The sequence below is a fragment of the Streptomyces sp. NRRL S-1813 genome (assembly GCF_000719605.1).
Taxonomy (GTDB): domain Bacteria; phylum Actinomycetota; class Actinomycetes; order Streptomycetales; family Streptomycetaceae; genus Streptomyces; species Streptomyces decoyicus.
In genome coordinates this window covers 238,070-262,755 of the sequence record NZ_JOHB01000003.1, presented here as the reverse complement: position 1 = coordinate 262,755, position 24,686 = coordinate 238,070, and the positions used below count along the sequence as shown (strand labels likewise).

General features: G+C 70.3%; 17 protein-coding genes and 2 pseudogenes. 11 read left to right on the top strand and 8 right to left on the bottom strand.

Annotated elements, in window-relative coordinates; all coding sequences use genetic code 11:
• The first annotated feature begins 75 nt into the window (after nt 1–75).
• The 7 genes from IF67_RS0108345 (at nt 76) to IF67_RS0108315 (ending at nt 8,075) form a co-directional block, all read left to right on the top strand.
• Complete coding sequence (locus IF67_RS0108345) at nt 76–1,056, top strand: aspartyl/asparaginyl beta-hydroxylase domain-containing protein (protein ID WP_030983658.1); 981 nt, start codon at nt 76–78, stop codon at nt 1,054–1,056.
• Nucleotides 1,057–1,158: 102 nt separating this feature from the next.
• Nucleotides 1,159–1,851, top strand: coding sequence for a 7-cyano-7-deazaguanine synthase QueC (gene queC / locus IF67_RS0108340; RefSeq protein ID WP_030983656.1), 693 nt, complete (start codon nt 1,159–1,161; stop codon nt 1,849–1,851).
• Nucleotides 1,848–2,873: an isopenicillin N synthase family dioxygenase gene (locus IF67_RS0108335; RefSeq protein ID WP_030983655.1), complete on the top strand. Its 1,026-nt coding sequence runs from the start codon at nt 1,848–1,850 to the stop codon at nt 2,871–2,873. The genes queC and IF67_RS0108335 overlap by 4 nt, the downstream gene beginning before the upstream one ends.
• Before the next feature lie 110 nt (nt 2,874–2,983).
• Nucleotides 2,984–4,816, top strand: a complete 1,833-nt coding sequence (locus tag IF67_RS0108330) for an AfsR/SARP family transcriptional regulator (protein ID WP_051817792.1) — start codon at nt 2,984–2,986, stop codon at nt 4,814–4,816.
• A gap of 331 nt (nt 4,817–5,147) precedes the next feature.
• Nucleotides 5,148–6,416, top strand: a complete 1,269-nt coding sequence (locus IF67_RS0108325) for an ATP-grasp domain-containing protein (protein WP_030983652.1) — start codon at nt 5,148–5,150, stop codon at nt 6,414–6,416.
• Between the two features lie 325 nt (nt 6,417–6,741).
• A complete protein-coding gene (locus IF67_RS0108320; protein ID WP_030983650.1) occupies nt 6,742–7,011 on the top strand; it encodes a hypothetical protein in 270 nt (89 codons plus the stop codon).
• A 227-nt stretch (nt 7,012–7,238) separates the two neighbouring features.
• Nucleotides 7,239–8,075: a hypothetical protein gene (locus IF67_RS0108315; protein WP_030983648.1), complete on the top strand. Its 837-nt coding sequence runs from the start codon at nt 7,239–7,241 to the stop codon at nt 8,073–8,075.
• 320 nt (nt 8,076–8,395) lie between these two features.
• On the opposite strand, the gene IF67_RS0108310 is transcribed toward IF67_RS0108315, so the two are convergent.
• Entirely contained in the window at nt 8,396–9,571 is a 1,176-nt protein-coding gene (locus tag IF67_RS0108310) for a GNAT family N-acetyltransferase (RefSeq protein WP_030983646.1), read from the bottom strand.
• Nucleotides 9,572–9,956: 385 nt separating this feature from the next.
• Between IF67_RS0108310 and IF67_RS0108305 the strand changes: the two genes are divergently transcribed.
• A complete protein-coding gene (locus tag IF67_RS0108305; RefSeq protein WP_051817791.1) occupies nt 9,957–11,360 on the top strand; it encodes a hypothetical protein in 1,404 nt (467 codons plus the stop codon).
• A gap of 12 nt (nt 11,361–11,372) precedes the next feature.
• Entirely contained in the window at nt 11,373–12,734 is a 1,362-nt protein-coding gene (locus tag IF67_RS0108300) for an MFS transporter (protein WP_051817790.1), read from the top strand.
• Nucleotides 12,735–13,220: 486 nt separating this feature from the next.
• On the opposite strand, the gene IF67_RS0108295 is transcribed toward IF67_RS0108300, so the two are convergent.
• From IF67_RS0108295 to IF67_RS41235, 5 genes and pseudogenes are all read right to left on the bottom strand, one after another.
• Nucleotides 13,221–18,176 carry a non-ribosomal peptide synthetase gene (locus IF67_RS0108295; RefSeq protein ID WP_051817789.1) on the bottom strand — a complete coding sequence of 1,652 codons (4,956 nt, stop codon included), beginning with the start codon at nt 18,174–18,176 and terminating at the stop codon, nt 13,221–13,223.
• Between the two features lie 13 nt (nt 18,177–18,189).
• Entirely contained in the window at nt 18,190–19,134 is a 945-nt protein-coding gene (locus tag IF67_RS0108290) for an alpha/beta fold hydrolase (protein WP_051817788.1), read from the bottom strand.
• Nucleotides 19,135–19,137: 3 nt separating this feature from the next.
• Entirely contained in the window at nt 19,138–20,133 is a 996-nt protein-coding gene (gene sbnB / locus IF67_RS0108285) for a 2,3-diaminopropionate biosynthesis protein SbnB (protein WP_030983637.1), read from the bottom strand.
• A 38-nt stretch (nt 20,134–20,171) separates the two neighbouring features.
• Complete coding sequence (sbnA, locus tag IF67_RS0108280; RefSeq protein ID WP_078889331.1) at nt 20,172–21,188, bottom strand: 2,3-diaminopropionate biosynthesis protein SbnA; 1,017 nt, start codon at nt 21,186–21,188, stop codon at nt 20,172–20,174.
• A 341-nt stretch (nt 21,189–21,529) separates the two neighbouring features.
• Nucleotides 21,530–21,721, bottom strand: a pseudogene (locus tag IF67_RS41235) (CGNR zinc finger domain-containing protein); the annotation flags it as partial.
• Between IF67_RS41235 and IF67_RS44725 the strand changes: the two are divergent.
• Nucleotides 21,709–22,525: pseudogene (locus IF67_RS44725) on the top strand (hypothetical protein). The pseudogenes IF67_RS41235 and IF67_RS44725 overlap by 13 nt on opposite strands.
• Nucleotides 22,526–22,533: 8 nt before the next feature.
• Here IF67_RS44725 and IF67_RS0108275 read toward each other — a convergent pair.
• Together IF67_RS0108275 and IF67_RS38915 are read right to left on the bottom strand one after the other, a co-directional pair.
• Complete coding sequence (locus tag IF67_RS0108275; RefSeq protein ID WP_030983633.1) at nt 22,534–23,379, bottom strand: NAD(P)H-binding protein; 846 nt, start codon at nt 23,377–23,379, stop codon at nt 22,534–22,536.
• Between the two features lie 175 nt (nt 23,380–23,554).
• Nucleotides 23,555–23,839, bottom strand: coding sequence for an SgcJ/EcaC family oxidoreductase (locus tag IF67_RS38915; protein ID WP_324608873.1), 285 nt, complete (start codon nt 23,837–23,839; stop codon nt 23,555–23,557).
• A 446-nt stretch (nt 23,840–24,285) separates the two neighbouring features.
• On the opposite strand from IF67_RS38915, the gene IF67_RS0108260 reads away from it, so the two are divergent.
• Nucleotides 24,286–24,654 carry a hypothetical protein gene (locus tag IF67_RS0108260; protein ID WP_234341020.1) on the top strand — a complete coding sequence of 123 codons (369 nt, stop codon included), beginning with the start codon at nt 24,286–24,288 and terminating at the stop codon, nt 24,652–24,654.
• The last annotated feature ends 32 nt before the right edge of the window (nt 24,655–24,686 follow it).

Here is a 24,686-nt window from a genome sequence, read left to right as displayed (position 1 = left end):
TCGGAGAGCAGCGAACAGCAGCCGTTCTCTTCCACACACCTGCGCATCCGGTCCGGTCGGCATGAAAGGACAACGATGAACGTAAATGATTCTTCGACGCCTGCGGAAGCGGCTCGGCTGCTCCCCGTGCTGGACGCCGACCGGCTGGTGGCCGACCTCATGACCGCGCGCGACCACCTGTGGGACGAGCAGAGCTCGTACGAGAACGGGCGAGTGTCCAGGTGGGCCGAGCAGGACTGGCGCTGCCTCCCGGTGCGCAGCCCCGGTGGTGACAAGACACGTACCGACGCAGGGGGCGCCGGCAGCGCGGAGTTCGCCGACACCGAGTGGCTTGACCACATGCCGTACGTGCGGGAGGTTCTGCGCTCGATTCCCGGACCCCTCTACGCAGCCCGATTCCTGGATCTTGGACCCGACACCGTCGGATACCTCCATTGCGATGCCAAGTTCGCCCCGGACTGGGGTGTGGCCCGGCTGCACATCCCGGTCATCACCCACGAGGAAGCCTCGCTGGACCTTGACGGAGAGATCTATCGCTGGCAGCCCGGTGAGTTCTGGTTCGGTGACTTCAGCCGCAAGCACCAGATCCAGAACCTCGGTCCCGAGCATCGGGTGCATCTCGTCGTGGACGTGCTCGTCACACCGGAGCTCGCACGGCTGTTCCCGGCTGACTGGGCCGACTACTTCAACGGCCCGGAAGTGCTCTACAACCGTCCGGTCGTGGCCACGACCGACCGGGAGCGGGAAGCTGCGCCGTGTTCGTTCGACGCGCCGGCGCACCTGCTGGAGGTGGAGGAGTTCGGGTCGCTCACCGGCCCGCAGCCGCAGGCCACCTTCAGCATCGTCGACACCGGCACGGACCTTGCCATTCGCTCTCCCCAGGACCACCTCTTCCCGCTGGTGGCCCTCGGCGGACACGAGTACCGCTTGGTCGGGTGGAGCGAGGAGCGAACCGTCACCACGAGGCTGGACGGTCCGCGGCCCGAAGTCGAACTGACCTACCGCAAGGGCCACCGATCGACCCGTCTGCTCGTCCCGGCCACGCCGGCGACGTGACGGACGCCCGCGCGACCGCCGCTGTCTCGGTGCACAGCACACCGCTTCCCTGATCCTTCCGTACTGATCCCCCCTCCCTTTCCGTCTGCCGGAAGGCGGCGCATGCCGAAAACTGTCGCAATCGTGTCCGGCGGCCTGGACTCGGTCACCATGGCCTACCACCTCCAGGCGCAAGGACACACACTCCACCTGCTGTCCGTGAACTACGGCCAGCGTCATCTCGTCGAGCACGAGTTCGCCGCGAAGGCGGCTCGATCGCTCGGGGTACCGCACCACGTCGTCGATCTCAGCCCCGTCGGCAAGCTCCTGAGCGGCTCCTCGCTCACCGACCCGACAGTCGACGTGCCGGATCACAAGAGTGGGTCGTCGTCCGGCGAGAGCCCGAACGTCGTACCCAACCGCAATGCCCTTCTGCTGTCCGTCGCCTTCGCGGTCGCCGTCGCCCAGAAGGCGGAAGCGGTGGCCGTCGGGGTGGTCGACGACCTCCAGGCCGCGCCCGACAGCAATGCCGCGTTCATCGATTCCTTCCTCGCCATGGAGCGGATCGCGACCCGCGGATATGCGCACCCTGACCTGACTCTGACAGCGCCGCTGGTCAGGCTGCGCAAGAGCGACGTGGTGTCGCTCGGTGAGGAACTCGGCGTCCCCTGGACCGATACCTGGAGCTGCTTTCGTGGCGACGCGTTGCAGTGCGGACGGTGCGCCGCCTGCCGGGAGCGGCAGGAAGCGTTCCGGGACGCCGGCGTGACCGACCCGACGACCTACCAGACCAGCGATGCGAAGGAGCTGCCATGACCGACCCCTTTCCCGTGCTCGACCTCCGTGACGCCGCCGGTTCGGAAGAAGCCAGGGCAGAGTTCCTGAACCGGTTGCGCAAGGCCGTGCACGAAATCGGCTTCTTCCAGCTCGTCGGCCACGGCATCGAGGACGCCGACGACATGCTGGAGCTCACCCGCCGGTTCTTCGCCCTGCCCGAGGCCGATCGGCTCGCGCTGAACATCCTCGACTCGCCGCTGTTCCGGGGCTACTCCGAACTGGGCCGCGAACACACCCGGGGCGTGCCCGACCAGCGCAGGCAGCTGGACATCGGGCCGGAGCAGCCCGCGAGGCCGCCCGCGCCCGGCGATCCCGCCTACCGGTGCCTGATCGGCCCGAACGAGTGGCCCGAGGCGATGCCCGAGCTGCGCCCGGCCATCGAGTCCTGGATCACCCGGCTGACCGACCTGTCACATCAACTGCTACGGCTGATGCTCGAGTCGCTCGACGCCCCCGCCGGGTTCCTGGACGATGTGGTCGATCCGGATCCGCAGATCCACCTCAAACTCCTGCACTACCCCGGTCCCGCGCAGGCGGACGAGAACGCGGGCTCCGACCAGGGGACCGGCATCCACAACGACCTCGGGCTGCTCACCCTGCTCGTCCAGGACGGCCACGGCGGCCTCCAGGTCGCGGTCGAGGACGGCCAGTTCGCCGATGTGCCGGTGATCCCGGGAGCGTTCGTGGTCAACCTGGGAGAGCTGCTGGAGGTGGCGACGAGGGGCTACGTGCGTGCCACCCTCCACCGGGTGGTCCGGCCCGCCCCGGGCGTCGACCGCTACTCCATTCCCTTCTTCTACAACCCTCGGCTGAACGCCACGATGCAGCCACTGCCCAGCCCCTATGTGGAGGGCGCCGGCGGAGTCATCGACGTCGCCGGCAACCCGTTGTTCGCCCTCTACGGCGACAACGTCATGAAAGGGCTGATCCGCTCCTTCCCCGACATCGTTGCCCGGCACCACCCGACCCTGGCCGCGGGAGCCGGGTCCAGGAGTTCCTGACACCGGCGGCCGAGCACATCCGCACCGCCCGGCCCGAGTGGCCGGGCCCGGCGGTGGCGTCGCCGGCCGGTCCGACGGGGACCGAACGAACATGAGGCAGGGCGAATTTCATGAGAATCAACCTTCTCGGGCCGCTCCAGGCCTACGGGGACGATCACCGCGTCGACATGGCGCCGGCCGCCCAGAAAGTACGTCAGACACTGGCAATGCTCGTGCTGAACGCGGGCCGGGTGGTGCCCTTCGAGCAACTCATGGACGAGCTGTGGAACGACAACCCGCCGGCCAGCGCGCACACCGCGCTCCAGACGTACGTGTACCAGCTCAGGAAGCGGTTCTCCCTCGGCAATCCGCGGAGCGGCGGCGCGGTACGGGTGGCCGGGCCGCTGCTGGGCACGGTCGACGGCGGCTACCAGCTGTCGCTGCCCGCCGACCACGTGGACGTCTTCCGGTGCGAGCCGTTGCTCGCCCGTGCCCGAGCGGAGTTCCGTGACGAGGACTTCGCCCGGGCCCGTGACACGGCCGCCGCGGCGCTGCAACTGTGGCGGGACGATGCCCTGGTGGACGTACGCAAGGGGCCCACGCTGAAGGCCGAGGCGGTCCGCCTGAAGGAGTTGCGTACCAGCGCACACCACCTGCGGATCGAATCCGACCTGCACCTCGGCCGGCACCACGAGGTGCTCGGCGAACTCACCTCGATGGCCGGGCGGGAACCGACGGACGAGCGGGCCCAGGGCAATCTGATGACGGCTCTCTACCGCATGGACCGGCGGGCGGAAGCGCTCCAGGTCTACCGGCGGGCACGCGAGCGGATCGCCACCGAGCTGGGTCTCGACCCATCGCCCCAGCTCCAGGCCCTGCACACCGCCGTGCTCACGTCGGACGAGGCGCTGCTGCGTCCCGCCGGGCGGCTCACGGCCGTGACCGCCGCCACCCGGGCGCCCTGCCATCTGCCCGCCCCGCGCGAGCGTCTGACCGGACGCGCAGGCCAGCTGGCGCGCCTCACCGCGGTGCTGGCAGGCCGGGCGCGGGAGGACCGGCCGGTCGTGATCGTGGGGGGTGCCCCCGGCACGGGGAAGAGCGAGCTGTGCCTGCACGCCGCGCATCAGGTGAGCGGTCACTACCCGGACGGACGGCTCTACGCGCGTCTCCGTGACGGTGCCGGCCGGCGGGTGCGGCCCGCCGAGATCCTTCGCTCGTTCCTGCGTGGACTCGGTGCGACGGAGGAGCAGTTGCGGCTGGGCACGACCGACCTGAGCCTGCTGTTCCGTACCTGGACCGCCGACCTGCGCGTCCTGGTGGTGCTCGACGACGTGTGCGACGTACGGGACTTGACGCCGCTGCTGCCGTCCGGCGCCGGCTGCGGCGTGGTGATCGGGAGCCGTCGGCGGCTGTTCGTGTCCTCGTCGGCGGTCCACGTCGAACTGGCCGGACTGCCCTTCGACGACTGTCTGCACCTGCTGGCATCCTCCGTGCCGAGCCACCGGATCACCATGGACCCGGAGGGGCTGCGACGGCTGGCCCGGTTGTGCCGGGGGCTGCCGGGCGTGCTCTTCGCGGTCGCTTCGCAGTTGCGCCGCCGCCCGCACTGGACGGCCCGGCAGGCCACTGCCTGGGTCCTCGCGTCCGGGGGCGCCGACAGCGATCCGCTGGGCGTGCGGGCCGGATTCGACCGGACGCTCGCGACGCTGCCCGCCGAGTCACGGCCCCTGGCGTACGCGCTGTTGTCTCCCGGCGTCCCCGACCGGCTCACGCCGGTGCTTGTTGCAGCGGCCCTGGGGATCAGCGACCAGCGGGCCGAGGACCTGCTGGAGGAGCTGGCGGAGAGCTACCTGCTGCGCGCGCAGCACCCGTGCGTGAACGGCCGGTTCTCCTACGAATGGGAGCCCGGGACACGCCCGTTCGCGGCGCGGCCGAGCAGCGCGCCGGTCATGTGCTCCGCCTGACGGTCACGGCTCCCGTACCACCTTGCCCGTCGCCTCGCGCGTCTCCAGCGCGTGGTGCGCGGCGGTCGCTTCAGCGAATCGAGGTCGCATGCCAAGCTCAGAAGCGAAGCTTTCAGCAGTAAAGACACCGTAGCGTGAGAATCCTCGTCAGCAGCGTCCGCAAAGGCTGGGAAGAGGAGCGTGACTCTTTCCGCGGGCTGATCAGCGCGCTGGGCCACACCCCGGTGCCGTGCGAGGAATGCACACAAAACGTGGAGACGTACGCCACCGGTGCGTTCCACCACTCCGTTGCCCGGACCCGCCCACGCAGCCGAACCTTGGAGAACCGCAGATGTCACCACGCCCGAAGCTCGTCCTCGTCGGACAGCTGTCCACGTTCCCCTGGGTTTTCGATGCCGCCGAGCGTGCCGGCATCGACTTGATCCTCGTCCCCAGGGGGGACGACACGGAGGAGTCCGCCGGGAGGGCCGCCGCGGTGGTCGAGCTGCTGCCGCTGGACATCGAAGGAAACCCGGAAGCCGCGCTGTCCGCGCTCGCCGACCGTTACCGGCGGGAGCCCTTCGACGGGATCATGGCGGGCAACGAGCAGGCCGTGCCTTTCGTGGCGCGCGCCGCCGGGGAGTTGGGTCTCACCGGCCTGACCGAGGAGGCGGCGACCGTGGTGCGCGACAAGCGCAGCATGCGCCAGCACCTGCTGGAGGCGGGGCTGGGGGCGCCCGGCTTCGTGGTCATCGACGATCCGGACGACTGGACCGACGCGCTGACCTTGCGGTTCCCCGTCGTGGTCAAGCCGGCGAACGGCCACTCCAGCTTCGGTGTGATCCGTGTGGATGACAAGGACGGCCTAGAGCAAGCCGTGGCCCGCACCTGCAAGCTCGTCGAAGCCCACCTCGGAGCCGACGACGGACTGGCCGCGGAAGCCGGCGTGTTGGTCGAGGAGTACCTGGACGGTCCGGAGATCTCCGCCGAATCCCTCGTCCACCACGGGAGGGTACGGGTCTGTGCCGTCAGCTGGAAGGGAGAGCTGACGGGGCCCTACTTCCAGGAGACCACGTTGCGGGCCCCCGCCCAACTGCCCGCCGAGATAATCGCCGCGATCGAGGCGGAGGTGATCGGTGCCCACCACGCCTTCGGCGTCACGGAAGGCACCACGCACACCGAACTGCGGCTGGTCGGCGGAGTGCGCCCGGTGCTGCTGGAGATGGGCGCGCGCATCGGCGGCGGGGGCTACATGGCCCACCTCGCCCACGTCAGCAGCGGGATCGACATGGCCGTCGAGGCGCTGCGCATCCACCTCGGACGGGAGCCGCTGTGCTGGCGTGAGGAGCCGGTGCCGGCCGGTCACGCGGCGGCCTATCAAGTGCCGGTCGGAAGCGGCGGGCGGATCAAGCAGATACACGGCCTGGACTCGGTGCGTACCGACCCGCGGGTGGACTACCTGGTTCAGACCATGGGTCCCGGCGCACTGTTGCACCCCTACCCGGACTTCTCCGGATACCCGGTGATCGTGCTCTCCCGCCACGGGTCGGACGCCGAGGCCGAGGCGTACCGTGACCACCTCGCCCGGACGCTGTACGTCGAGTACGAGGAGCAGGGTTGAGCACGCGTCACGGCACACCACGCCGTGGCGGACAACGCCTCGTGACCTCCCCCGGACCACCGCAGGCGGATTGCCGCGCTCCTACTGATGGCTCCGGGGCGGCATGCTCAGCACGTCCGTCGGCGGCTTCGTGGTGCCGTTCCTGGCGATCCATCTGGCCGCCGGACGTGACAACTCGGCCTTCCTCGCGGGCCTGAAGGGCTGTTCCGCCGTCCACGGCCGTGGACGGCGGAACAGCCCTTCCTCATTTCCCCGACAAGCCTGTTTGCGTCGCACTTCAGTCGCGATTGAGCCGCCTCGGTCGGTCCCGTGCCACACTCGACGCATGCTCCAGAGGCACGCTGATAAGTCCCTGCTCGACGGGGCAGAGCACATGCGCAAGAGCCTCACGAAAACCCCGCTCATTCCCCTGGCGGATGAGCAGTGCGACATCGTCGCCGAGCTGGAATTCTGCAATCCCGCCGGAAGCAGCAAAGACCGCTCGGCACTGTGGATTCTGGAACAGGCAATCGGTCACGGGAGCTTTGTCAGCCCGACCAGTGCGCCCATCCGGATGGCTGTGACGCGCATGACCACTCCACCGCAGGCGAGTTGAGCGCGCGGGGGCCGACCCGCTGTGCCGCACTCCGCTGAAGTACTCGGGCCGCGACTTTATCTACCCGCACCAGCCGCCTCATCCGCTACGGCGAGCAGCATGATCTGAACGGATATCTGGTGGGGGTGGCCTTCGTGACCCGGCGGATCCGGGGCTTTGAATCGCTGGTCTTCTCCCGGCCCCGGCTCCGTGAAAGCAGTGGTGTACAAGTGAAAGAGAGAGAACAGATGCAGCAGAGCAAGATGCGGCTGAGCGGACAGCAGGCCGATCCGGAGTTCTTCCGCTTCGAGGAGCGCGGCGAACTGGACTATGAGCTCGTTCTGGACGTCCTTCACGGCCGCAGGCTGGGAGTGATCTTCCGGGACGTCATACCACCGGCGGCGCGCAAGGACCTGACCGAGCGATTCTGGGCCAGCCCCGCCCGGCAGCACCGCGAGGGCGAGCCCTCGCACTTCGTCGGCGCCTACCACTGGAACAAGGACGTCGAGACCTATCTCGACGAGTCCGCCGTGGTCGCCGAGCACGTCGGGCAGGTGATCGACGCCCCGGACTCGCCCTGGCACGTGTTCCGCCAGGGCGTGGACGAGGCCCTGCGGCAGGAGGGCGCGTCCCTGCGGGTGGCGCAGATGAACGGCCGCTCGGCGTGCGCCGCGCTGATCCGCGCGTGGGACAAGGAGGGCGACTTCTCCCTCGACCCGCACGAGGACGAAGCGCAGTGCAAGGACCCGCGTCAACAGGGCTTCGAGGTCCAGCGGGTCCTGGACCACCAGATCTGCGCGGTCAACATGTGCACCGAACACACCGCCGGAGGCCGGCTGGTGATCTGGAACATCCGCCCCGACGACGCGACCCGGCGCTCGCTCGGCATCGAGCTGACGGGACTGCCCTATCAGGCCGAGGCACTGGCGGACTTCGAGGAACTGCGCCTGGACATCCGGGAGGGTGACGTCTACGCCTTCAACGGTGCTTTTGTGCACGCGGTGGACGCCAACGCCGGCAACCGCACGACGGTGTCCTTCATCATGGGGTTCACCGATCCCCGGACGGTCGTGAGCTGGACCTGAGGCCGACCGGGCCGGCGGCGTGACCGACCGCCGCAGACGTCCAGGGCCCGTCTCTCCCCGAGCGTTCGCCGGCTCCGTGCGAAGCCGTCGACGCCCTGACGGGAGGGGCGGGCCCTGGCGACGTCCACGGTGCGGTGCTGAGGGCCGAGGGGACGTGAACGATCCGACCAGGTCGCAGCGGCACGAGGAACCGCGGGCCGCCTGCCCCCGTCGCCCGTGACCAGAACGTCCGCGCGACGGGCTGCCCACCCACGGCGGTGGGCGTGGACGGGCGCGGTGTCCGCCGCCGACGGCCACGCCGCGGTCGCCGGTAGCCGGCCTCAGCAGTACGGTCCCCAGAGCTCGCCGTCCAGGGCGGCGGAAACCGCGGGCGAGGAGTCGCGCAGGCGGGCGAGCAGAGCGCGGTTGTGCTCGCGGACCTCCTCGTCGTACCCGGCCAGCGGGCTGTCCTCGGACAGGTCCAGCAGCCACAGCGGCCGGAGCGTCGCGCCGCGCAGTGCCTTTCCTTCCGCGGTCCCGGCGCCCGCGTGCAGCCGGCGCACTCCCGGGAGCCGCGCCGCCATGTAGTAGGTGAGGTTGAAGTACTCGGCGGCCGAGACGAGTTGGTCGTGGTCGAGGCCGTGCGCCCGCAGGTACACGGTGTCACCACAACGGTAGTACAGGCAGAAGCCGACGGGCGGTTCGCCGGGGCGCGAGCACAGCACCACTTCGGCTCGTGAACCGGCGAGTTCACCCTGCTTGCGGAAGGACTCGGCCATCGGGGCCACGTCGACAGTTCTGCCGTAGCGCAGGAGCGAACGGGCCAGCAGCCGGGCGACGTCCTGCCAGGACTCGGCGAGCGTCCGGTGCTCCAGCTCGTATCCGGCCCTCTCGAACTTCCGCATTTCGCTGCGGATACTGCGGGCTCGGCGTGCCGACAGCGATTCCAGCCAGGCGTGGTAGCCGCCGGGCGGGATCTCGATCCAGGCGTCGGTCGTCAGCGCGACCGGCGCGGTCCGCACCCCCGCCGCGCGCAGCGCCCCCACGTCCTCGGTGGTCAGGTACATCGCCACGCGGGCGATCTTTGAGTCCTCGTGCAGGGGTGAGCGCAGCGCGCGGACCGCGTCGAGCATCCCGGCGGCTGCCTCGGTCCGATCGGTCCCCTCGCCGGTCAGCAGGTGCGCCAGGTAGCCGCGGCGCTGGCCGATGAGCAGGCCGCCCGGGTCGGGCGCCGGCAGGCCGCGCGCAGCCAGCAGCTCATGCCACCGCAGGTCCGGGGTGGGCTCGTCGGTCACCGCCGCCACGGGGATCGCGGCCCGGCCGCCGCCCGGGGTCTCCACGTGCAGTCCGCCGGAGACCGACCCGGGGTCGAGGGCGCACACCCGCAGCCACAGCGCCGACGAGTAGAACCTGCCGTCGGCGAGCCGGTCCCACTCGGCGTCCCCGAGCCCGCCGATGGCGTCGGCGAAAGTGTCCGTCGTGGCGGTCGTGGCGGTCGTGGCGGTCGTGGCGTTCATGGCGCCTCCCCTAGTCTCTGCCTGACCGTGCCCGCGAGTTCGCTGCGCGATCGGACGCTGAGTGTGCCGAACATCTTGCGTGAGTGATAATTGACGCTATGCGGTCAGTGGTTGACGGGTGCGGCGATCGGCCGGTCGATTTTCCCGAGACCGCCGGCCGGCGTCGGCCGAAAGAATAGACGTTCCCCCATGGCTGCAAGGACCATTCTTTTCGGGTGTTCAAACACTCTAGTCTCCACGCGGATGTCCAGTGTCCACAGGGGGCGTTGACCGAGAATTGAGGCGCAGAATTGAGCCACAATTGAGTCGTGTCGGAGACCGGGGTGAAACAGTGACACCTGCGGGCCGAGGAGCCCAGTCATCACCGAGCAGGAGCGGAGACTGCATGTCGGCGGAGCGGGTAACGGCCCAGTACAACGAGGAATTCCGCACGCCGGGCAGCGGCTTGCCCGCGGTCGCCCAGCACGTCAAGGACTTCCCGACGCTCGCACCTTGGCGTGGCGAGTATTTGGCCAGGCCCATCTTCTTCGCCGAGCGTGAGATTCGCGAGTTCGCCGATGACCTGCAGCACCTCGTCGAAATCCTCTTTTCCCTGCCGGACCGGATGTTCGGCGGTGATCTGGAGGCATTCCGGTCGGTGCTCGGCATCGACGACGGCCACTGGGAAGTGATACGGCAGTTCGGTGACCTGACTCCGCCCTACTTCGGCCGGGCCGACATGTACCACGACGGCACCTCGTTCAAGCTCCTCGAGACCAATCTGGGGAGTGAGTCCGGCGGCTGGGGCCTGGTGAGTGAAATATCCCAGGCGATGATGGAGGTCGACGCCTTCGCCGACTTCGCGCGCCGGAACCGGCTCGGTTACGTGCACCCCATTCGCGCCGTAGTGGAGGCGCTGCGCCGCTTCGGCGCCCCGGTGGCACCCGGCCGCGAGCCGGTGGTGGCCATACTGGAATGGCGTGGTGGTCTGAAGGACTACGGCGATCTCTGGCGCAACTTCCAGTCCGCACTGCGCTCGGCGGGCTTGGACATCCTGCTGGCCGAGGTCTCCGACGTGCACGAACGCGGCGGGGCGCTCTACCTCGGGGACACAAAGATCGACGTGGTCAACCGTGCCTTCGTCCCGGACCAGATCGCCGAGGAGCCCGACGGCTGGGACCTGGTGGCACCCCTGCTGCGTGCGCACCGGGCGGGTGGGACGCTGCTGTGGACCCCCTTCTCCAGCAACGTGTTCGCCAACAAGGCCTGCATGGCGCTGGTTTCGGACCCGGCGCGGCGGCGCAGCCTCAGCGAGGACGAGTGCCGGCTCATCGACCGGGTGCTGCCCTGGACCCGACTGATCAACACTGACGTGCTCAAGTCTGACACCGAGCTCGTCGACGAGTGCCTGGAACGGCGCGGGCAGTTGATCCTGAAGGCCAACGCGCGCGGCGGCGGAGCGGGCGTCGTGGTGGGCTGGGAAACGGACGACGCCACATGGCGGCGGGCTCTGGAGAACTCCGCCGCCGAAGGATGTGTCGTACAGCAGAGAGTGATGCCACGGCCGGAGCTTGTGGTGGACCCGATATCCGGGGAAACCGAGGAATGGCATGCGGCCTATGGCATGTTCTACACCCCGAAGGGTTGTGCGGGAGCATTTGCCAGGATGGTGCCGGCCGGTTCGGGCAGCGTCATCTCCCTCATGGCGCATGCCAAGGCGCGCAGCGCAGCCGTCTTCCATCAGAGCGAGCTGCCCGCCTGGGGTGAAGTGCCTGCCGTGGGCGAATTGCCTGCCCATACAGCGAAGTAAAGAGAAGTCATCATGCCGCAGCATTCCCCCGCGCCTTCGGCGTGGCGGCGGATTCAGACGGCCTGGGGTCTGCCGGACCTTGCGGGAAAAGGCCGATTCGTCACGGCCAATCTGATCGACAGCCTGGGAAACGGGTTGGTGATGGCGTTCACCGTCGTCTTCTTCGTGAAGACGACGTCGCTGTCACTGGCCGCCGTCGGCGCCGCGCTGACGGCCGGCCAGCTGCTCGTCCTGCCCGTTCCGCTCTTTATCGGGCGCCTGTTGGACACATACGGTCCGCGCATCGTGGTCGCTGCGGGCAACTGGATTTCGGTAGTCGGATTCATCGGTTTCCTGTTCTCGCACGCGGCCTGGCAGATCGTGCTGTGGCAGTTCGTGGTGCAACTGGGTTCCACCGCCTTCTGGATGGGCAACAGTCCGCTCACCGTGCTGGTCGCCCGGGGCGCCGAGCGGGCCCGCTGGTTCGGCTTCGTCCGTGCCCTGCGCAATGTCGGCGTCGGTTTCGGCGGCGCCGCGTCCGCGGTGGCCCTGAGCATCGGAACCGTCGCCGGGCTACAGGCGGTCATGGTGATCAACGTGGTCACCTTCGCCGTCGCAGGCTGGCTCGTGATCACCTTGCGCGGCGCGGACACGAGCGAGGCGGCCGGTGCCGGGCCCGCGGAGCCGAAGCCCGCCGAGCCGGAGCGGGCGGCGGGCGAAACCACCGGACAACTCTCGGGCGGCTACCGCACCGTGCTGAAGGACACTCGGTATCTGCGGCTGGTCGCGACGAACATCTCCTTCGTCTTCGCCTCCACGGTGATCTCGGTGCTGCTCGCCGTCTACGCGGTGGACAACCTCGATGTCGGCGCCTGGATCGTCGGCGTGGTCGTCGTGCTGAACGCGGCCATGGTCGCGCTGCTCCAGACGCTCGCCAGCCGGTGGATCGAGGCCCGCAGTCCGGTGACGGTACTGGTGCTGGCCCTGCTGTTCAACGCGGCGGCGTTCGTCGTCTTCGGCACGCTGCTCGTGCTGCCCGGCTGGGCGGTGATCGCCGGGCTGCTGATCGCGATGGTGCTCTACACCGTGGCCGAGATGCTCAGCTCGCCGCCGACCAGCGAACTGAGCGTGGTGATGGCGCCCGAGCATCTGCGGGGCCGCTATCTGGGCGTCTACCAGCTGTCCTGGTCGGTCGGCGGTGCCGTCGCCCCGGCGCTGCTCACCGCGCTGTTGGCGGGCGGTGCGGCGCTGCCCTGGGTGTTCCTCACCGCGATCAGCGTGCTGGCCGTACCGCTCGTGATCGGGCTCGACCGGCGGCCCGCGGCCACGAGCCGGGCCGCACCGGCCGGGGACGTCGCCCCCGTGGAGCAGCTCGACGGCGACCCCGTCGGCTGAGCCTGCCCGCGCCTGCTGAGCGCGCAGCGCGCTCCACGCCGGCCGCCGCCCGGCAGCACACCGGGCGGCGGCCGGCGTTTGACGTGTTCGCCATGCGTCACCGCGGCCCTGCGGCCTCGTCGGGAGGCAGCGGCAACAGCCACCCGGCCGAGTCCTCGAGCCACGGCCGGCCGCAGGCGTCCGTGCGACCGCCGCCTCCTCGGGAGTGTCGCCAGACGCTCACCCCGTCGTTCGCCGCGCCGCGCCGCGCCGCGCCGCGCCGCGCAGCGCCGCGACCACGTCCGGCCGCCGACCTCGCGAGGGAAGGCCCTCAGCGATCCGGCGTACTCGACGAGCAGTTGCCGCGCGCCGCGCAGTCCCGCCGCCTTGCCTGTGCCGTGCTCCGTACGCGGACGACGGCGCAGCCGCGGTTCATGAACGCCTACGCCGGCGCGTGACGCGGCAGACAGGCGTCGACCAGGACGACGCCTGTGCTGTGGGTGCTGTTCATCGCTGTGCGTCCGCCTCCAGGGCCTCGGCGAGGCCCGCGACGGTGGGGTTTCTGAAGACCAGGGCCGCCGGGACCCGGCGCCCGAGTCGCTCGCCGAGCCGGCCCGCGACCGTGGTGATGGTCAACGAGGTGCCGCCGACCTCGAAGAAGTCGTCCTGTGGCCCGAAGTCCTCCTCGACGCCCAGGCACTCCCGCCACACTTCGGCGACGAGGAGCTGCCGCTTGGTGACGGCCCGGCGGGTGGCGGGCGCCGGGGCGGGCACCGGGCGTGGGTCGGGCAGTGCGTCCCGGTCGACCTTGCCGTTCGGGGTGAGGGGGATCTCGTCGATCACGGTGTAGCTCTGCGGCAGCATGTACGGCGGCAGCTGCTCCGCCAGATGGGCGCGCAGTTCCGCCGGGTCCGGGGCGGGCCGTTCGGGGTGCTCGGGGATGAGGTAGGCCGACAACTGGTCCACGCCGGTGCGGGTGCGGCGCACGGCCACCACGCACTCGGCGAGGGTGGGGTGGCTCTGGAGTGCGGACTCGATCTCGCCGAGCTCGATGCGGAAGCCGCGCACCTTGACCTGGTGGTCGTTGCGGCCGAGAAAGACCAGATTTCCGTCGGGCAGCAGCCGGACCACGTCGCCCGTGGCGTACATCCGGGCGCCGGGCTCCGCGGCGTACGGGTCGGGCAGGTACGCCCCGGCCGTGCGGGCCGGCCTGCCGAGATACCCGCGGCCGACCGCGCTGCCGCCGACGTACAGCTCGCCGCGACAGCCCGGGGCGACCGGGCGCAGCCGCGGGTCCAGCACATAGAGGTGCGCGTTGTCGGTCGCCCGGCCGAACGGGACGCTCGGGCGATGGCCGTGCAGGTCGAGCAGCTCCTCGGTGATCGGGCAGAACGCCGAGGTGACGGTCGCTTCGGTGGGCCCGTACTCGTTGAAGACCTGGCATCCCGGCGCGGTGGAGGACAGGATGCGGCGGGCCACCTCGTGCGGCACGGCCTCGGCGCCGGTGAACACCAGGCGTACGGAGGCGAGTCGCGGCGCGGGATCCGTACCGGACTCCAGCAGGATCCGCATTTGCGAGGGCGTCGCGTTGAGCGTGGTGATGCCGCGCTCGGCGACCTCTCGCAGGAACTCCTCGGGGTCGTAGGCGGCGGTGGGGCTCGCCAGGTGCAGTTCGGCGCCGGACACCAGGCACTGGAAGATCTCCCAGACCGAGTTGTCGAACGCCACCGAGTGGTTGAGCAGGGCCCGGTCCCGCCCGGTGAGCCGGCACAGCCGCTGGTTCCACTCCAGGAACCCGGTGATGTTGGCGTGGGTGATCGCGACGCCCTTGGGGTTGCCGGTCGAGCCGGACGTGTAGATCACGTAGGCGAGGTGGTGCGGTTGTGCCTCCTCGGCCGGCCCGGGGTCCGCCCCCGGGCCCGCCCCGGGTTCCTGGTCCACCGCCACGAGCCGCACGCCGTCGCCGAACAGGGCCGAGGCGGGGTGCCCCGGGTCCGCGACGACCAGGCGTACGCCCGAGTCGGCCAGCAGGTACTGGAGCCGGTCCGCCGGGTAGCCGGGGTCGAGCGGGACGTAGGCGCCGCCCGCCTTCAGCACACCCAGCAGGGCGACCACCAGCTCCACCGAGCGTTCCAGGCAGACGCCGACCAGGCCTTCGGGGCGCACGCCCCCGGCCCGCAGCTCCCGGGCCAGGGCCGAGGCCCGCGCGTCGGTCTCGGCGAACGTCAGCGACCGGCCGTCGCCCACGACGCAGACCGCGTCCGGGGCGGTCCGCACCTGGCGGTCCCACAGGCGGACCAGGGTGGTCGGCTCGGGCAGCGGCTCGGCCCGGTTGCCGAGGGAGAGGGTGCGCAGCTCATCGGGCGAGACGATCTCCAGCTCGGACAGGTGGGCCGTGGCGCCGGACACCATCTGCTCGATCACCCGCAGGAAGTGCCGGCCGAGGCCCCGGACGAAGTCCGCGTCGAACAGGTCGGTGGCGTACTCGACGGAGATGCTGAGGTCACCGGCCCCGGCGGCGTGGTCCGTCACGTCGAAGGCGAGGTCGAAGCGGGCGGTGCCGAGCCGTCCCTCCAGCTCCTTGCGGTCGTACAGCTCGGTGAAGTGACCGGCCCCCGGCTCCTCGTGCAGGGCGAACAGCACCTGGAAGAGCGGGTTGCGGCTCAGGTCGCGCTCCGGGCTCAGCTGCGCCACCAGCTTTTCGAAGGGCAGCTCCTGGTGCGCGTACGCCTGCCGCGCGACCTCGCGGACCCGGCCCAGCAGCTCGCGCCAGGTCGGGTCGCCGGACAGGTCGGTGCGCAGAACGACGGTGTTCACGAAGTAGCCGACCACTTCGTCCAGTTCGGGGCGCAGCCGGCCGCCTGCCAGGGTGCCGACGGCGACATCGCTCTCGTCGGCGTACCGGCCGAGCAGCACCTGCAACGGAGCCAGCAGGCCCATGAACAGGGTGACGCCCTCGGCCCGGCACAGCGTGCGCAGCCGGTGCGCCGAGCCGGCAGGGATACGCAGCAGTTCGCGGCGGCCGCGGTGGCTCGCTACGGCCGGCCGGGGCCGGCTGGTCGGCAGCTCCAAGGCGGGCACGCCGGACAGCCGGGTGCGCCAGTGGTCGAGCAGCCGCTCCAGTTCGGCGCCGGTGAGCCGCTCGCGCTGCCAGGCCGCGTAGTCGGCGTACGTCACCGGCAGCGGTGCCGGGGCGGGGCGGCGGCCGGCGGCGAGCTCCGTGTAGAGCTCGCCCAGTTCCCGCACCATCAGATCCACCGATGCGCCGTCACACGCTATGTGATGAATCGTCAGCAATGTGATGTCACGGCTCGGGGTGCGCAGCACGTCCGCGCGCAGCAGCGGTGGGCGGTCGAGGGCGAAGGGGGCGCGGATCCGCTCGGTCACCAGCGCGTCCAGGTCCTCCTCGGCGACCTCGGCGTGGCGCAGCGGCACCGGTCCCGGCTCGTGCAGTTCGGGGCGGACCCGGCCGTCGACGGCGACGAGGGCCGTGCGCAGCGCCGGGTGCCGTTGCACCAGCGCGGACAGGCAGTCCTGCAGCAGCGTCAGGTCGACGCGCCCGCCGGGCAGGCCCAGGGCGACCGGCAGGTGGTAGGCGGGCACCGCGTCATTCAGCTGCTCGAAGAACCAGATCCGCTCCTGGCCGAAGGAGAGTTCGGCGGTCGCGGCCGCAGGGATCGGCTCGTCGTCCGAGGGCGCCACGCCGTCCAGGGCGGCGGCGAGCGTGGCGGGTGTCGGATGGGCGAAGACCGACTGGGCGTCGACCGGCACGCCGAGCTCCGCACGCAGCCGGCCCACGGCCCGTACCGCGGTGAGCGACTGGCCGCCCAGGCCGAAGAAGTCGTCGTACGGGGACACGTCGTCGAGCCCGAGCACCTCGGCCCACACGCGGCGCACCGCCGCGGTGTGCGGCGGCAGCGGGGCGTCGTCGGGCATCGGCCCGCTCGCCCGGACCGGGCTGTGCGGGATCCGCTGCACGGCGCCGCGGTCGGCCTTGCCCGCGGGGGTGCGGGGCAGGGCGTCCAGCACTGCGTAGCCCTGGGCCACCATGTGGGCGGGCAGCCGCTGCGCGAGGTGGTCACGGACCTGACGGGGCAGGTCCTCGGATACGTTCCGCGCGTCGTGCGCGGGCACGAGGTACGCCACCAACTGCTCGCCGCCGGCCGCCTCGCGGTCGACGACCACCACCGCGTCCGTGACGAGGGGGTGGCTGCGCACACAGGCCTCGATCTCGCCTAGCTCGATGCGGAAGCCGCGCACCTTGACCTGGTGGTCGTTGCGTCCCAGCACCTCCAGCATGCCGTCGGCGCACCACCGGGCGAGGTCGCCGGTCCGGTACAGGCGCCCGGAGGCGTCCCCGAACGGGTCGGGCACGAACCGGTCGGCGGTCAGCGCGGGCCGGTTGAGGTAGCCGCGCGCCACGCCCGCGCCGCCGATCCACAGCTCGCCGGTGACTCCTGGGCCGGCCTCCCGCCCACCCTCGTCGACGACGTGCAGCCGGGTGTTGGACAGGGCCGTGCCGACCGTGACCCGGTCGGCCACGGCGTCGATGCGGGCGGCGGTGGCCCACACCGTCGCCTCGGTCGGCCCGTACAGGTTCCACAGGGTGCCGCCGGTGGCGAGCAGGCCGCGGGCCAGCTGCGGATCGAGCGGCTCACCGCCCGACAGCAGTACCCGGCCGTGCCCGTCCGTCCAGCCGGACGCCAGCAGCATCCGCCAGGTGGTGGGGGTCGCCTGGACGACGCTCACACCCGCCTCGGCGATGGCGGCGGCCAGCAGCTCGGGGTCGGTGTTGGCGGCGCGCGGGGCCATCACCACCGTCGCTCCCCGGGTCAGCGGCAGGAACAGCTCCAGTATCGAGATGTCGAACGACAGCGGGGTCAGCGCGAGGACCCGGTCGTCCGCCCCGAGGCCGGGGCGTTCGGCCACACTCCGCAGGAACGAGGCGATCGCCGCGTGGTCGACGGCCACGCCCTTGGGCAGGCCGGTCGAACCGGAGGTGTAGATGACGTAAGCCAAGTGGTGCGGGTGTGCCACCGGGGCCACCGGAGCCACCGGTGCGGAAGGTTCCGCGGGGAGGTCCTCGACCAGCAGGACGTCGGCCGCGCCGGACGCCAGGGCCTGCGCGCGGTGGTCCGCGTCGCACAGCCACAGCCCGGCCCCCGAGTCGGTGGTCATGTGCCGCAGCCGGTCGGCCGGGTAGCTCGGGTCGAGGGGCAGGTACGCGGCGCCCGACTTCAGGATGCCGAGCAGGGCCACGACCATCTCGACCGAGCGGCCGAGACAGACGCCGACCAGGTTCTCCGGTCCGATGCCGCGTGCCTGTAGCTCGGCGGCGAGTGCCGTGGCCCGGCGGTCCACGTCGGCGTAGCTGGCGCGGTGTGCTCCTGCGACGACGGCGACCGCGTCGGGTGTCGCGGCGGCCTGCTGCTCCCACAGTGCGACGAGGGTGGTCGGCGCCATGAGCGATCCTTTCTCAGCCCCGTGCGGGGAAGGTGCGCGTGATCGTCTCTGCCAGCTGTCGTTCCCCTCCGCGCACATACAGGTGGGGGGCACCCGGGAACAGGTGCAGTGCGAAGTCGGCCGAGGTGTGCTCGCGCCAGGCGGCGAGCTCCGTCCCGTCGACGCTGTCGTCGTCCGAGCCGGCCAGAATGGTCAGGGGACAGGGCAGGGGGGCCTCGGCCCGGTGCGTGTACGTCTCGCACAGCGTCAGGTCCGCGCGCAGCAGCGGCAGCAGCAGCTCCTGCAACTCGGCATCCACGCCGACGAATTCGGCTGTGGCGAGCAGCTTGTCGTCCGGCAGCGTGTGCCGCGGGTCGCGGTCCGGCAGGCCGGGGGCGCGCATGCCCGACAGGAACAGGCGGTCGGGTAGGCGCGTGCCGAGCGCACGTAGCCGCCGGGCCGTCTCGAAGGCGATCAGGGAGCCCATGCTGTGCCCGAAGAAGGCGTACGGCAGGTCCGTGTGGTCCGCGATGAGCGGCGCGAGCGCGGCCACGGCCTCGTCCAGGGACGTCAGGGGCGGTTCGGCGGACCGGGTCTCCCGGCCGGGCAACTGGACCGTACAGACCTCGACGGTGTCCGGCAGGTACGCCGCCAGCCGGTAGGCGGAGGCGCCGGCTCCGGCGTGCGGGAAGACGAACAGGCGCCGTTGCGCGGTGAGTTCACGGCTGCCGAGCCCGCGCAGCCAGGCCGCTGCGAGGTCAGCGGCCTGGCTGCGTGACGCTCGCACGGAGCGCGGGGTCAGGTCGGTCCACACCTGCTCGATGTGGTCCAGGCACTCCTGGCGAGTGCCCTGCGCGCCGGTGGCGGTCCAGCCGGCGGGCAGGGCACGGTCGGCGAACCAGACCGAGTACTGCTCCTCGTGGTTCACCACGACGACGTACCGGTCCCCGGCGGGGCGCAGGGCGGGTGAGGCGCTCATGCGTCAGACCCCCACGCCGGTGAAGAAGTCGCTCTCGCGGCGGCCCCGGCCCGCGGCGACGACCCGGTCGTGCACCCACTTGCCGACGGCGAGGTCGAGTACGCCGAGTCCGAACGGCGAGAAGATCGCCGGGCGTCCGTGGTCCCGGCGCAGCCGCCCGCGCAGCAGGTCGCCGAGGGTGCCGTCGACGAAGTCCCGGTTGCCGGTGCGCTGTTCGGTCAGGTGCAGCGAGGTGTGCTCGCGTACGGCGTGGTCGACGTCGTCGGTGACGTTCTGGGCGGCGAGGATCATCTCGGGGGCGAGGTCGCGCAGGGACAGGTGCAGGACCACCGGGTTGTGGGCCAGCAGCCGGGGGTCGTGCAGGTGCGGTTCGCCGGCCACGGTGGTCAGCACCACCAGGTCACAGTCGGTGAACGCGTTCTCCACCGTGTCGGCGACCACGATCTCGGCCTCGGTGTGCTCGGCCATGGCGGCGCCGAAGCGGCCCGCCGCCGCCGGGTCGAGGTCGAAGAGCCGGAAGCCGTCGATCTCCCAGTCGAGATCACGCAGGAACCGCCATACGTGCTGGGCGATCAGACCCGTGCCCACGATGCCGACTCGGCGGGCACGCCGCGCGCCGAGCAGCGTCTGCGCGCCGAGCACCGCGGAGGCCGCGGTCCGCGTCGCCGAGACGATCGAGGACTCCATACAGGCGAACGGGTAGCCGGTGACGCAGTCGTTGAGGATCAGCGTTGCCGAGGCGCGGGGGATCCCGTGCTGCGTGTTGTCCGGAAAACTGGCGATCCACTTGTTGCCGGCGACCTCGAACTCGCCGCCCAGATAGGCAGGCAGGGAGATGATGCGCGACCGGTCCTGGTGCGGGAAGCGCAGGAACGAGCTGTGCGGGTTCGAGCTCTGTCCGGCGTCGTGCACGAGGTAGGCGGCACGGACGACCTCGATGAGCTCCGGACGGTGACGGTCCGTCTCGGCGGCGACGTCGCCCGCGCCGATCACGGTCATGGGCGGTGGGGCCAGGGTGGACACGGAGTGGCTCTCCTTCAGTTGACGGCCAGGGCTTCGACACCGGCGGGCTCTACCGCTTCCGCGCGCAGCCGCTGGACCCACGTGGGGTCGTAGACGGTCTGGGCGTAGGCATGGCCGCGGTCGGCGGCGATGAAGGCGACCCGGGGACGGTGCGCGCCGGGACGGTGACGAGCGAAGTAGTCCTGGACGGCGGCATAGGTGCTGCCGGTCGAACCTCCCGCGTACAAGCCGTACGTGGCGAACAGGGCACCGCAGGCCTCGACGGCGCGCGCTTCGGAGACGATCTCGACCTGGTCGATCAGCGCCTGACCACACAGCGGCGGCACGATGCTGGAGCCGATGCCGGGGATCCGCCGCTTCTTCGGCGGGCCTCCGAAGATCACCGAGCCTTCGGTGTCGACAGCGACGACCACGCAGCCCGGGTACGTCTCCTTGATCCGGTGGGAGAGCCCGGCGATCGTGCCGCCCGTGCCCACGCCGACGAAGAGATAGTCGAGCGGGCCGGCCTGCTCGATCAACTCGCCCGCGGTGAAGCGGTAATGCGCGTCGCGGGCATCCGGATTGGCGTACTGATTGGGCCAATAGGCCGAGTCGATTTCGACCAGCAGTTCCTGCACCCGGGACAGCCGGGTCTTCAGGTAGCTGCCCGCCGTATCACGGATGGAAACTTTCTCCACCCGCCCGCACAGCAGCCGGAGTTGGGCCTCGGTGGCCTCATTGCAGTTCGGATCGATGACCGGGACGAACGAGATGCCGAGCATTCGGCAGTAGAAAGCCAGGGCCAGCGCGAAATTGCCGGACGACGACTCGACCACCGTGGTGTCCTGCGCTATCTCCCCGCGACCGATTGCCTGTTCCAGAATCCACAGTGCCGAACGGTCTTTGGTGCTTCCGGCGGGATTGCAGAATTCCAGCTTGGTGACGATGTCGCACTGCTCGTCCGCCAGAGGAATCAGCGGGGTTCCCGTGAGGCCCCTGCGGATTTGCTTTGTCCGTTCGATCAGCAATTGATCAGCACGCCTGTGGAGCATGGGCCGAGTGTGGCACGGGGGCGGTCGAGGCGGCTCAACCGCGACTCAAGTGCGGTGCGACAAAGGCCTGTCGGGGATAACTCCGCGCCCCGAAGGGGTGAAGCAGTGGCCTCTGGCCTGCGGAGGTGCATCTTTCAGCGTCTTTCAGGCTCGTGTCGCATTACGCAGTCGATTCTCCCCGCGCGCTCCCCGGCGCGGCCCGAACTCCCCAGAGCCCGGCCTTCGCCGCATCGGCGGCCCGGGCCGAAAGCCAGACCCGTACATCCGGCCCCTCGGAGGTCTTGAGGTCCTCCACCCGCAGCATTTGACCACCGTCCGCCAGCCGGACTGTGCGGGGTTCGTCAGTCCGCTTTCGGCCGGTCGCGTCGGGCATAGGCGCGGGCGGCGCGGACGCGGTCGCCGCAGCGGGTGGAGCACCATTGGCGGCGCCCGTGGCGCAGCAGGTAACGGTTGCAGGGGGCGGAACCGCAGCCGGTGAGACGTTCGGCGTCGGGGCTGGTGAGTAGGTCGGCCGCGTGGGCTGACCGCGCAGCCGGGCAGGCCGGTCGGCCCGCGGCCTCCCGTAACCGTCGGTGCCCTGCTCGCGCAGGACATGCTCGGCTCCACCGGCCTTGCCGGTGTGCTCAGTGCCCTGTCCACCACCGGTTCCGCGCTGGCGGCCATCGCGGTCGGGCGTATCTCTCAAGCGCGCGGCCGTCGCCCCGGTCTCGCTGTCGGGTATCTGGCTGGTGCCATCGGCAGCGCGGGCGTCATCGCCGCCGCCGTCGCCGGCAGCTCCGTGCTGCTGTTCGTCGCGATGTCCGTCTACGGTGCCGGTACGGCCACGAACCGGCCGGCCCGCTACGCCGGTGCCGACCTGGCGGCTCCCGAGTACCGCGCCCGCGCCGTGTCCTACTGGCCGCCGTATCGTTGCTGCCAACGCCCCGGAAGGCTCCCCCGCCGTGTTTGTGGTGGCTCTCGCGTCGCTGGGGGTGGGCTGGAATCTCGGTCTCGTCAGCGGCACCGCGATCAGCACCAGTGCCGTCCCCTTGGCCACCCGTGCCGGCACCCAGAGCTTGGTCGATGTCTCCATTGCCATCGCAGGTGCCACGGGCGGTATGGCCTCAGGCCTGGCCGTCGCAGCCGCTGGCTATCCTCTGCTTGCCGTCGGTGGCGGCGCCCTGGCGCTGGCCATCGTGCCGACGGTCGTCGTCGCAGCCCGCAGTCGCCGAGCACCCGCCCCTGGCCCGCTCCCGGACGGCGGTGGAGCTCGCTGCCGGGCACACACCCCGCAGGACACAGTCGGCGAAACAGCGAACGAAGAAGTCAACTGCCGACGACCCCGCCGCACAGGTTAAAGATCAAGTTAGCGGAATTCGTCCGCATGCTCTTCCGCCCATGAGCGGAATGTGCGGGCCGGCACTCCGGTGATCTCTTCCACCGTGGAGGTGATCAAGTTCGATTCGGGCCGCGTTTCAGCGCTGGCCAGCAGCGCCTCAACGAGAGCAGGCGGCTTGCCGTCGGCGAGCATCTGCTGGCGTGCGACCTGTACGGGAACCTTTTCGAAGGTCAACAGGCGGCCGATCGCTTCCCCGATCGTATGTACCTGCTCGGCTCTGCTCAGTACCTGCGGACCGGTCAGGACGTGCTTCGCGCCCACATGCCCGTCCTCGGTCAGCGCATGTACCGCCACGGCCGCGATATCGCGCTCGTGGACCACCGCCGTAGCGGCGATGTCGGGGCCGCGAACGGTGCACGTGGTGCGGATCTGCCGGGCCCAACCGCGCCCGTTGGAGGCGATGGTGTTCGACCGCAGGATGGTCCACTCCAGGCCGGACTCTTCGATCAGGCGCTCCATGTCGGCGTGGAGCTGGGTGATCGGATCGGTCTGCCGTTCGGCGTTCTCGTTCACACCTGACGAGGAGAGATAGACGACGCGGCGGGCTTGTTGTGCGATCGCCTCCAGCACGGCGGGCGCGCCCTTGGTCGTAAGGAATGGCCAGATCAGGAACACTGTGCTGGTCCCCTTCAGTGCCCCCTCCAGGGTGTCCGGCTCGGACAGGTCCCCGCCTGCGACCTTGACTGCATCCGGTAGCCCGGCTGTTGCGGGCTCACGCGCCAATGCACGCGCAGCGGTGCCCGTGGCCAGGAGCTGAACCACAACTTGCCGGCCGACATTGCCGGTCGCGCCTGTTACAAGAATCTCACTCATGATCAGGTCAGCCTCGGCCGTGCTCGGAGTATTCCGCCTGCCGGCCCCGGTGCACCGAGGCCGAGGCCGCCCGCCGGACCGCCTCCCGCCCGCCGGCGCCGCGGTGGGACGGTACCGGCCGCACGGACCCCAAGTCTCCTCGCAACTCGACCAACCCCGTGCGGCCCTTGTCAGGTCACGCGCCAAGTATCTCCGTGTTCCGGCAGGCGACCAGGCGCCATTGCCCGTCTTCCTTCGCCATGACGTAGAGCGGAGTGCCCGGGTTTCCGATGGGCTGACCACCGAGCGTCAAGTACTGGGCGTGCACCTTGACGGCAGCCACATCCGGGCGGATGAACAGCACATCCACCACCTCGTATGTCGCCGTCGAGTCCTTCATCGCACCAGGGAGCACCGTGTGTGTGAAATCCGATATCTCGTCGCGGCCGGTGAGGCGCTTGCCGTGGCCCGTTGTCCAGATCGCATCGTGCCGGAACAGGCCGACGAACTCGCCGGGGAGCTCATTCTGCTGGGAGTGCTCAAGGGGGCGATCACCTGCTTGATCGCCTCGACCTCGGCTTGCTGCACCTGGTCATCGCTGACAGTCGTATTCATACGGATCAGCATGCAACCTCAACTGCACTTGAGATCAAGCACTTACTCGGTAATCGACTCCCACGTCGTTACCTCGCAGAGCAAGTCGCTGTCTGCGCTTGAGCTCGGCAGCCAAATCACCCGGCACCGGTTCTGTCCACAAGGAGGAGCAGCGCTCTCGTCCACGCGCAGGACCAGGGCCTTCTCCGGGGGATGCAGGTACTCGTCTAGGGTTGGTCCAAGTGGTCGTGAGACACCGCTGATGCCGGTATCGAAGTCAATCGGCGCTTGGCGTCGCAGTGTTGGAGCGAACGCCGGAACGGGGGGATGACCATGCCGGCATCGGAGCTGAGCCCGGAGGAACGGCATCTGCTGCGGGCGGCGGCGGAGCGCGGAGATGTCTTTGCGCGGTACCGGCTCGGCAAGGGGCTGCTCGATCGGGGGAACCGGGAAGAGGCGAAGCGATGGCTCGTGCCGCTGGCCGAGGCCGATCACGGGGAGGCCGTAAGGGCCCTGGCCTGGTCGGCGAGCCGCCTTGCTCGCACCGATTCCGCTTACGAGGCGGAAGCCGAGCACTGGCTGCGGCACGAGGCCCGAGTCAGCCAGGATCGCGACGTGCTGGTGGCGATGGCCGTGGAGATGCGTGGCTGGGCCTCAGGGCGAGTGGCGGAGGCGGAGCAGCTGGTAGCAGGGCTGGCGTGAGGGCAGCGCTCGGGCCGCCGGCCAGCTGGCCT

Bases quoted from the DNA above. Each gene is read 5' to 3' on its own strand.
- IF67_RS0108345 (WP_030983658.1), top strand. From the start codon at position 76: ATGAACGTAAATGATTCTTCGACGCCTGCGGAAGCGGCTCGGCTGCTC.
- queC (WP_030983656.1), top strand. From the start codon at position 1,159: ATGCCGAAAACTGTCGCAATCGTGTCCGGCGGCCTGGACTCGGTCACC.
- IF67_RS0108335 (WP_030983655.1), top strand. From the start codon at position 1,848: ATGACCGACCCCTTTCCCGTGCTCGACCTCCGTGACGCCGCCGGTTCG.
- IF67_RS0108330 (WP_051817792.1), top strand. From the start codon at position 2,984: ATGAGAATCAACCTTCTCGGGCCGCTCCAGGCCTACGGGGACGATCAC.
- IF67_RS0108325 (WP_030983652.1), top strand. From the start codon at position 5,148: ATGTCACCACGCCCGAAGCTCGTCCTCGTCGGACAGCTGTCCACGTTC.
- IF67_RS0108320 (WP_030983650.1), top strand. From the start codon at position 6,742: ATGCTCCAGAGGCACGCTGATAAGTCCCTGCTCGACGGGGCAGAGCAC.
- IF67_RS0108315 (WP_030983648.1), top strand. From the start codon at position 7,239: ATGCAGCAGAGCAAGATGCGGCTGAGCGGACAGCAGGCCGATCCGGAG.
- IF67_RS0108310 (WP_030983646.1), bottom strand. From the start codon at position 9,571: ATGAACGCCACGACCGCCACGACCGCCACGACCGCCACGACGGACACT.
- IF67_RS0108305 (WP_051817791.1), top strand. From the start codon at position 9,957: ATGTCGGCGGAGCGGGTAACGGCCCAGTACAACGAGGAATTCCGCACG.
- IF67_RS0108300 (WP_051817790.1), top strand. From the start codon at position 11,373: ATGCCGCAGCATTCCCCCGCGCCTTCGGCGTGGCGGCGGATTCAGACG.
- IF67_RS0108295 (WP_051817789.1), bottom strand. From the start codon at position 18,176: ATGGCGCCGACCACCCTCGTCGCACTGTGGGAGCAGCAGGCCGCCGCG.
- IF67_RS0108290 (WP_051817788.1), bottom strand. From the start codon at position 19,134: ATGAGCGCCTCACCCGCCCTGCGCCCCGCCGGGGACCGGTACGTCGTC.
- sbnB (WP_030983637.1), bottom strand. From the start codon at position 20,133: ATGACCGTGATCGGCGCGGGCGACGTCGCCGCCGAGACGGACCGTCAC.
- sbnA (WP_078889331.1), bottom strand. From the start codon at position 21,188: ATGCTCCACAGGCGTGCTGATCAATTGCTGATCGAACGGACAAAGCAA.
- IF67_RS0108275 (WP_030983633.1), bottom strand. From the start codon at position 23,379: ATGAGTGAGATTCTTGTAACAGGCGCGACCGGCAATGTCGGCCGGCAA.
- IF67_RS0108260 (WP_234341020.1), top strand. From the start codon at position 24,286: ATGCCGGCATCGGAGCTGAGCCCGGAGGAACGGCATCTGCTGCGGGCG.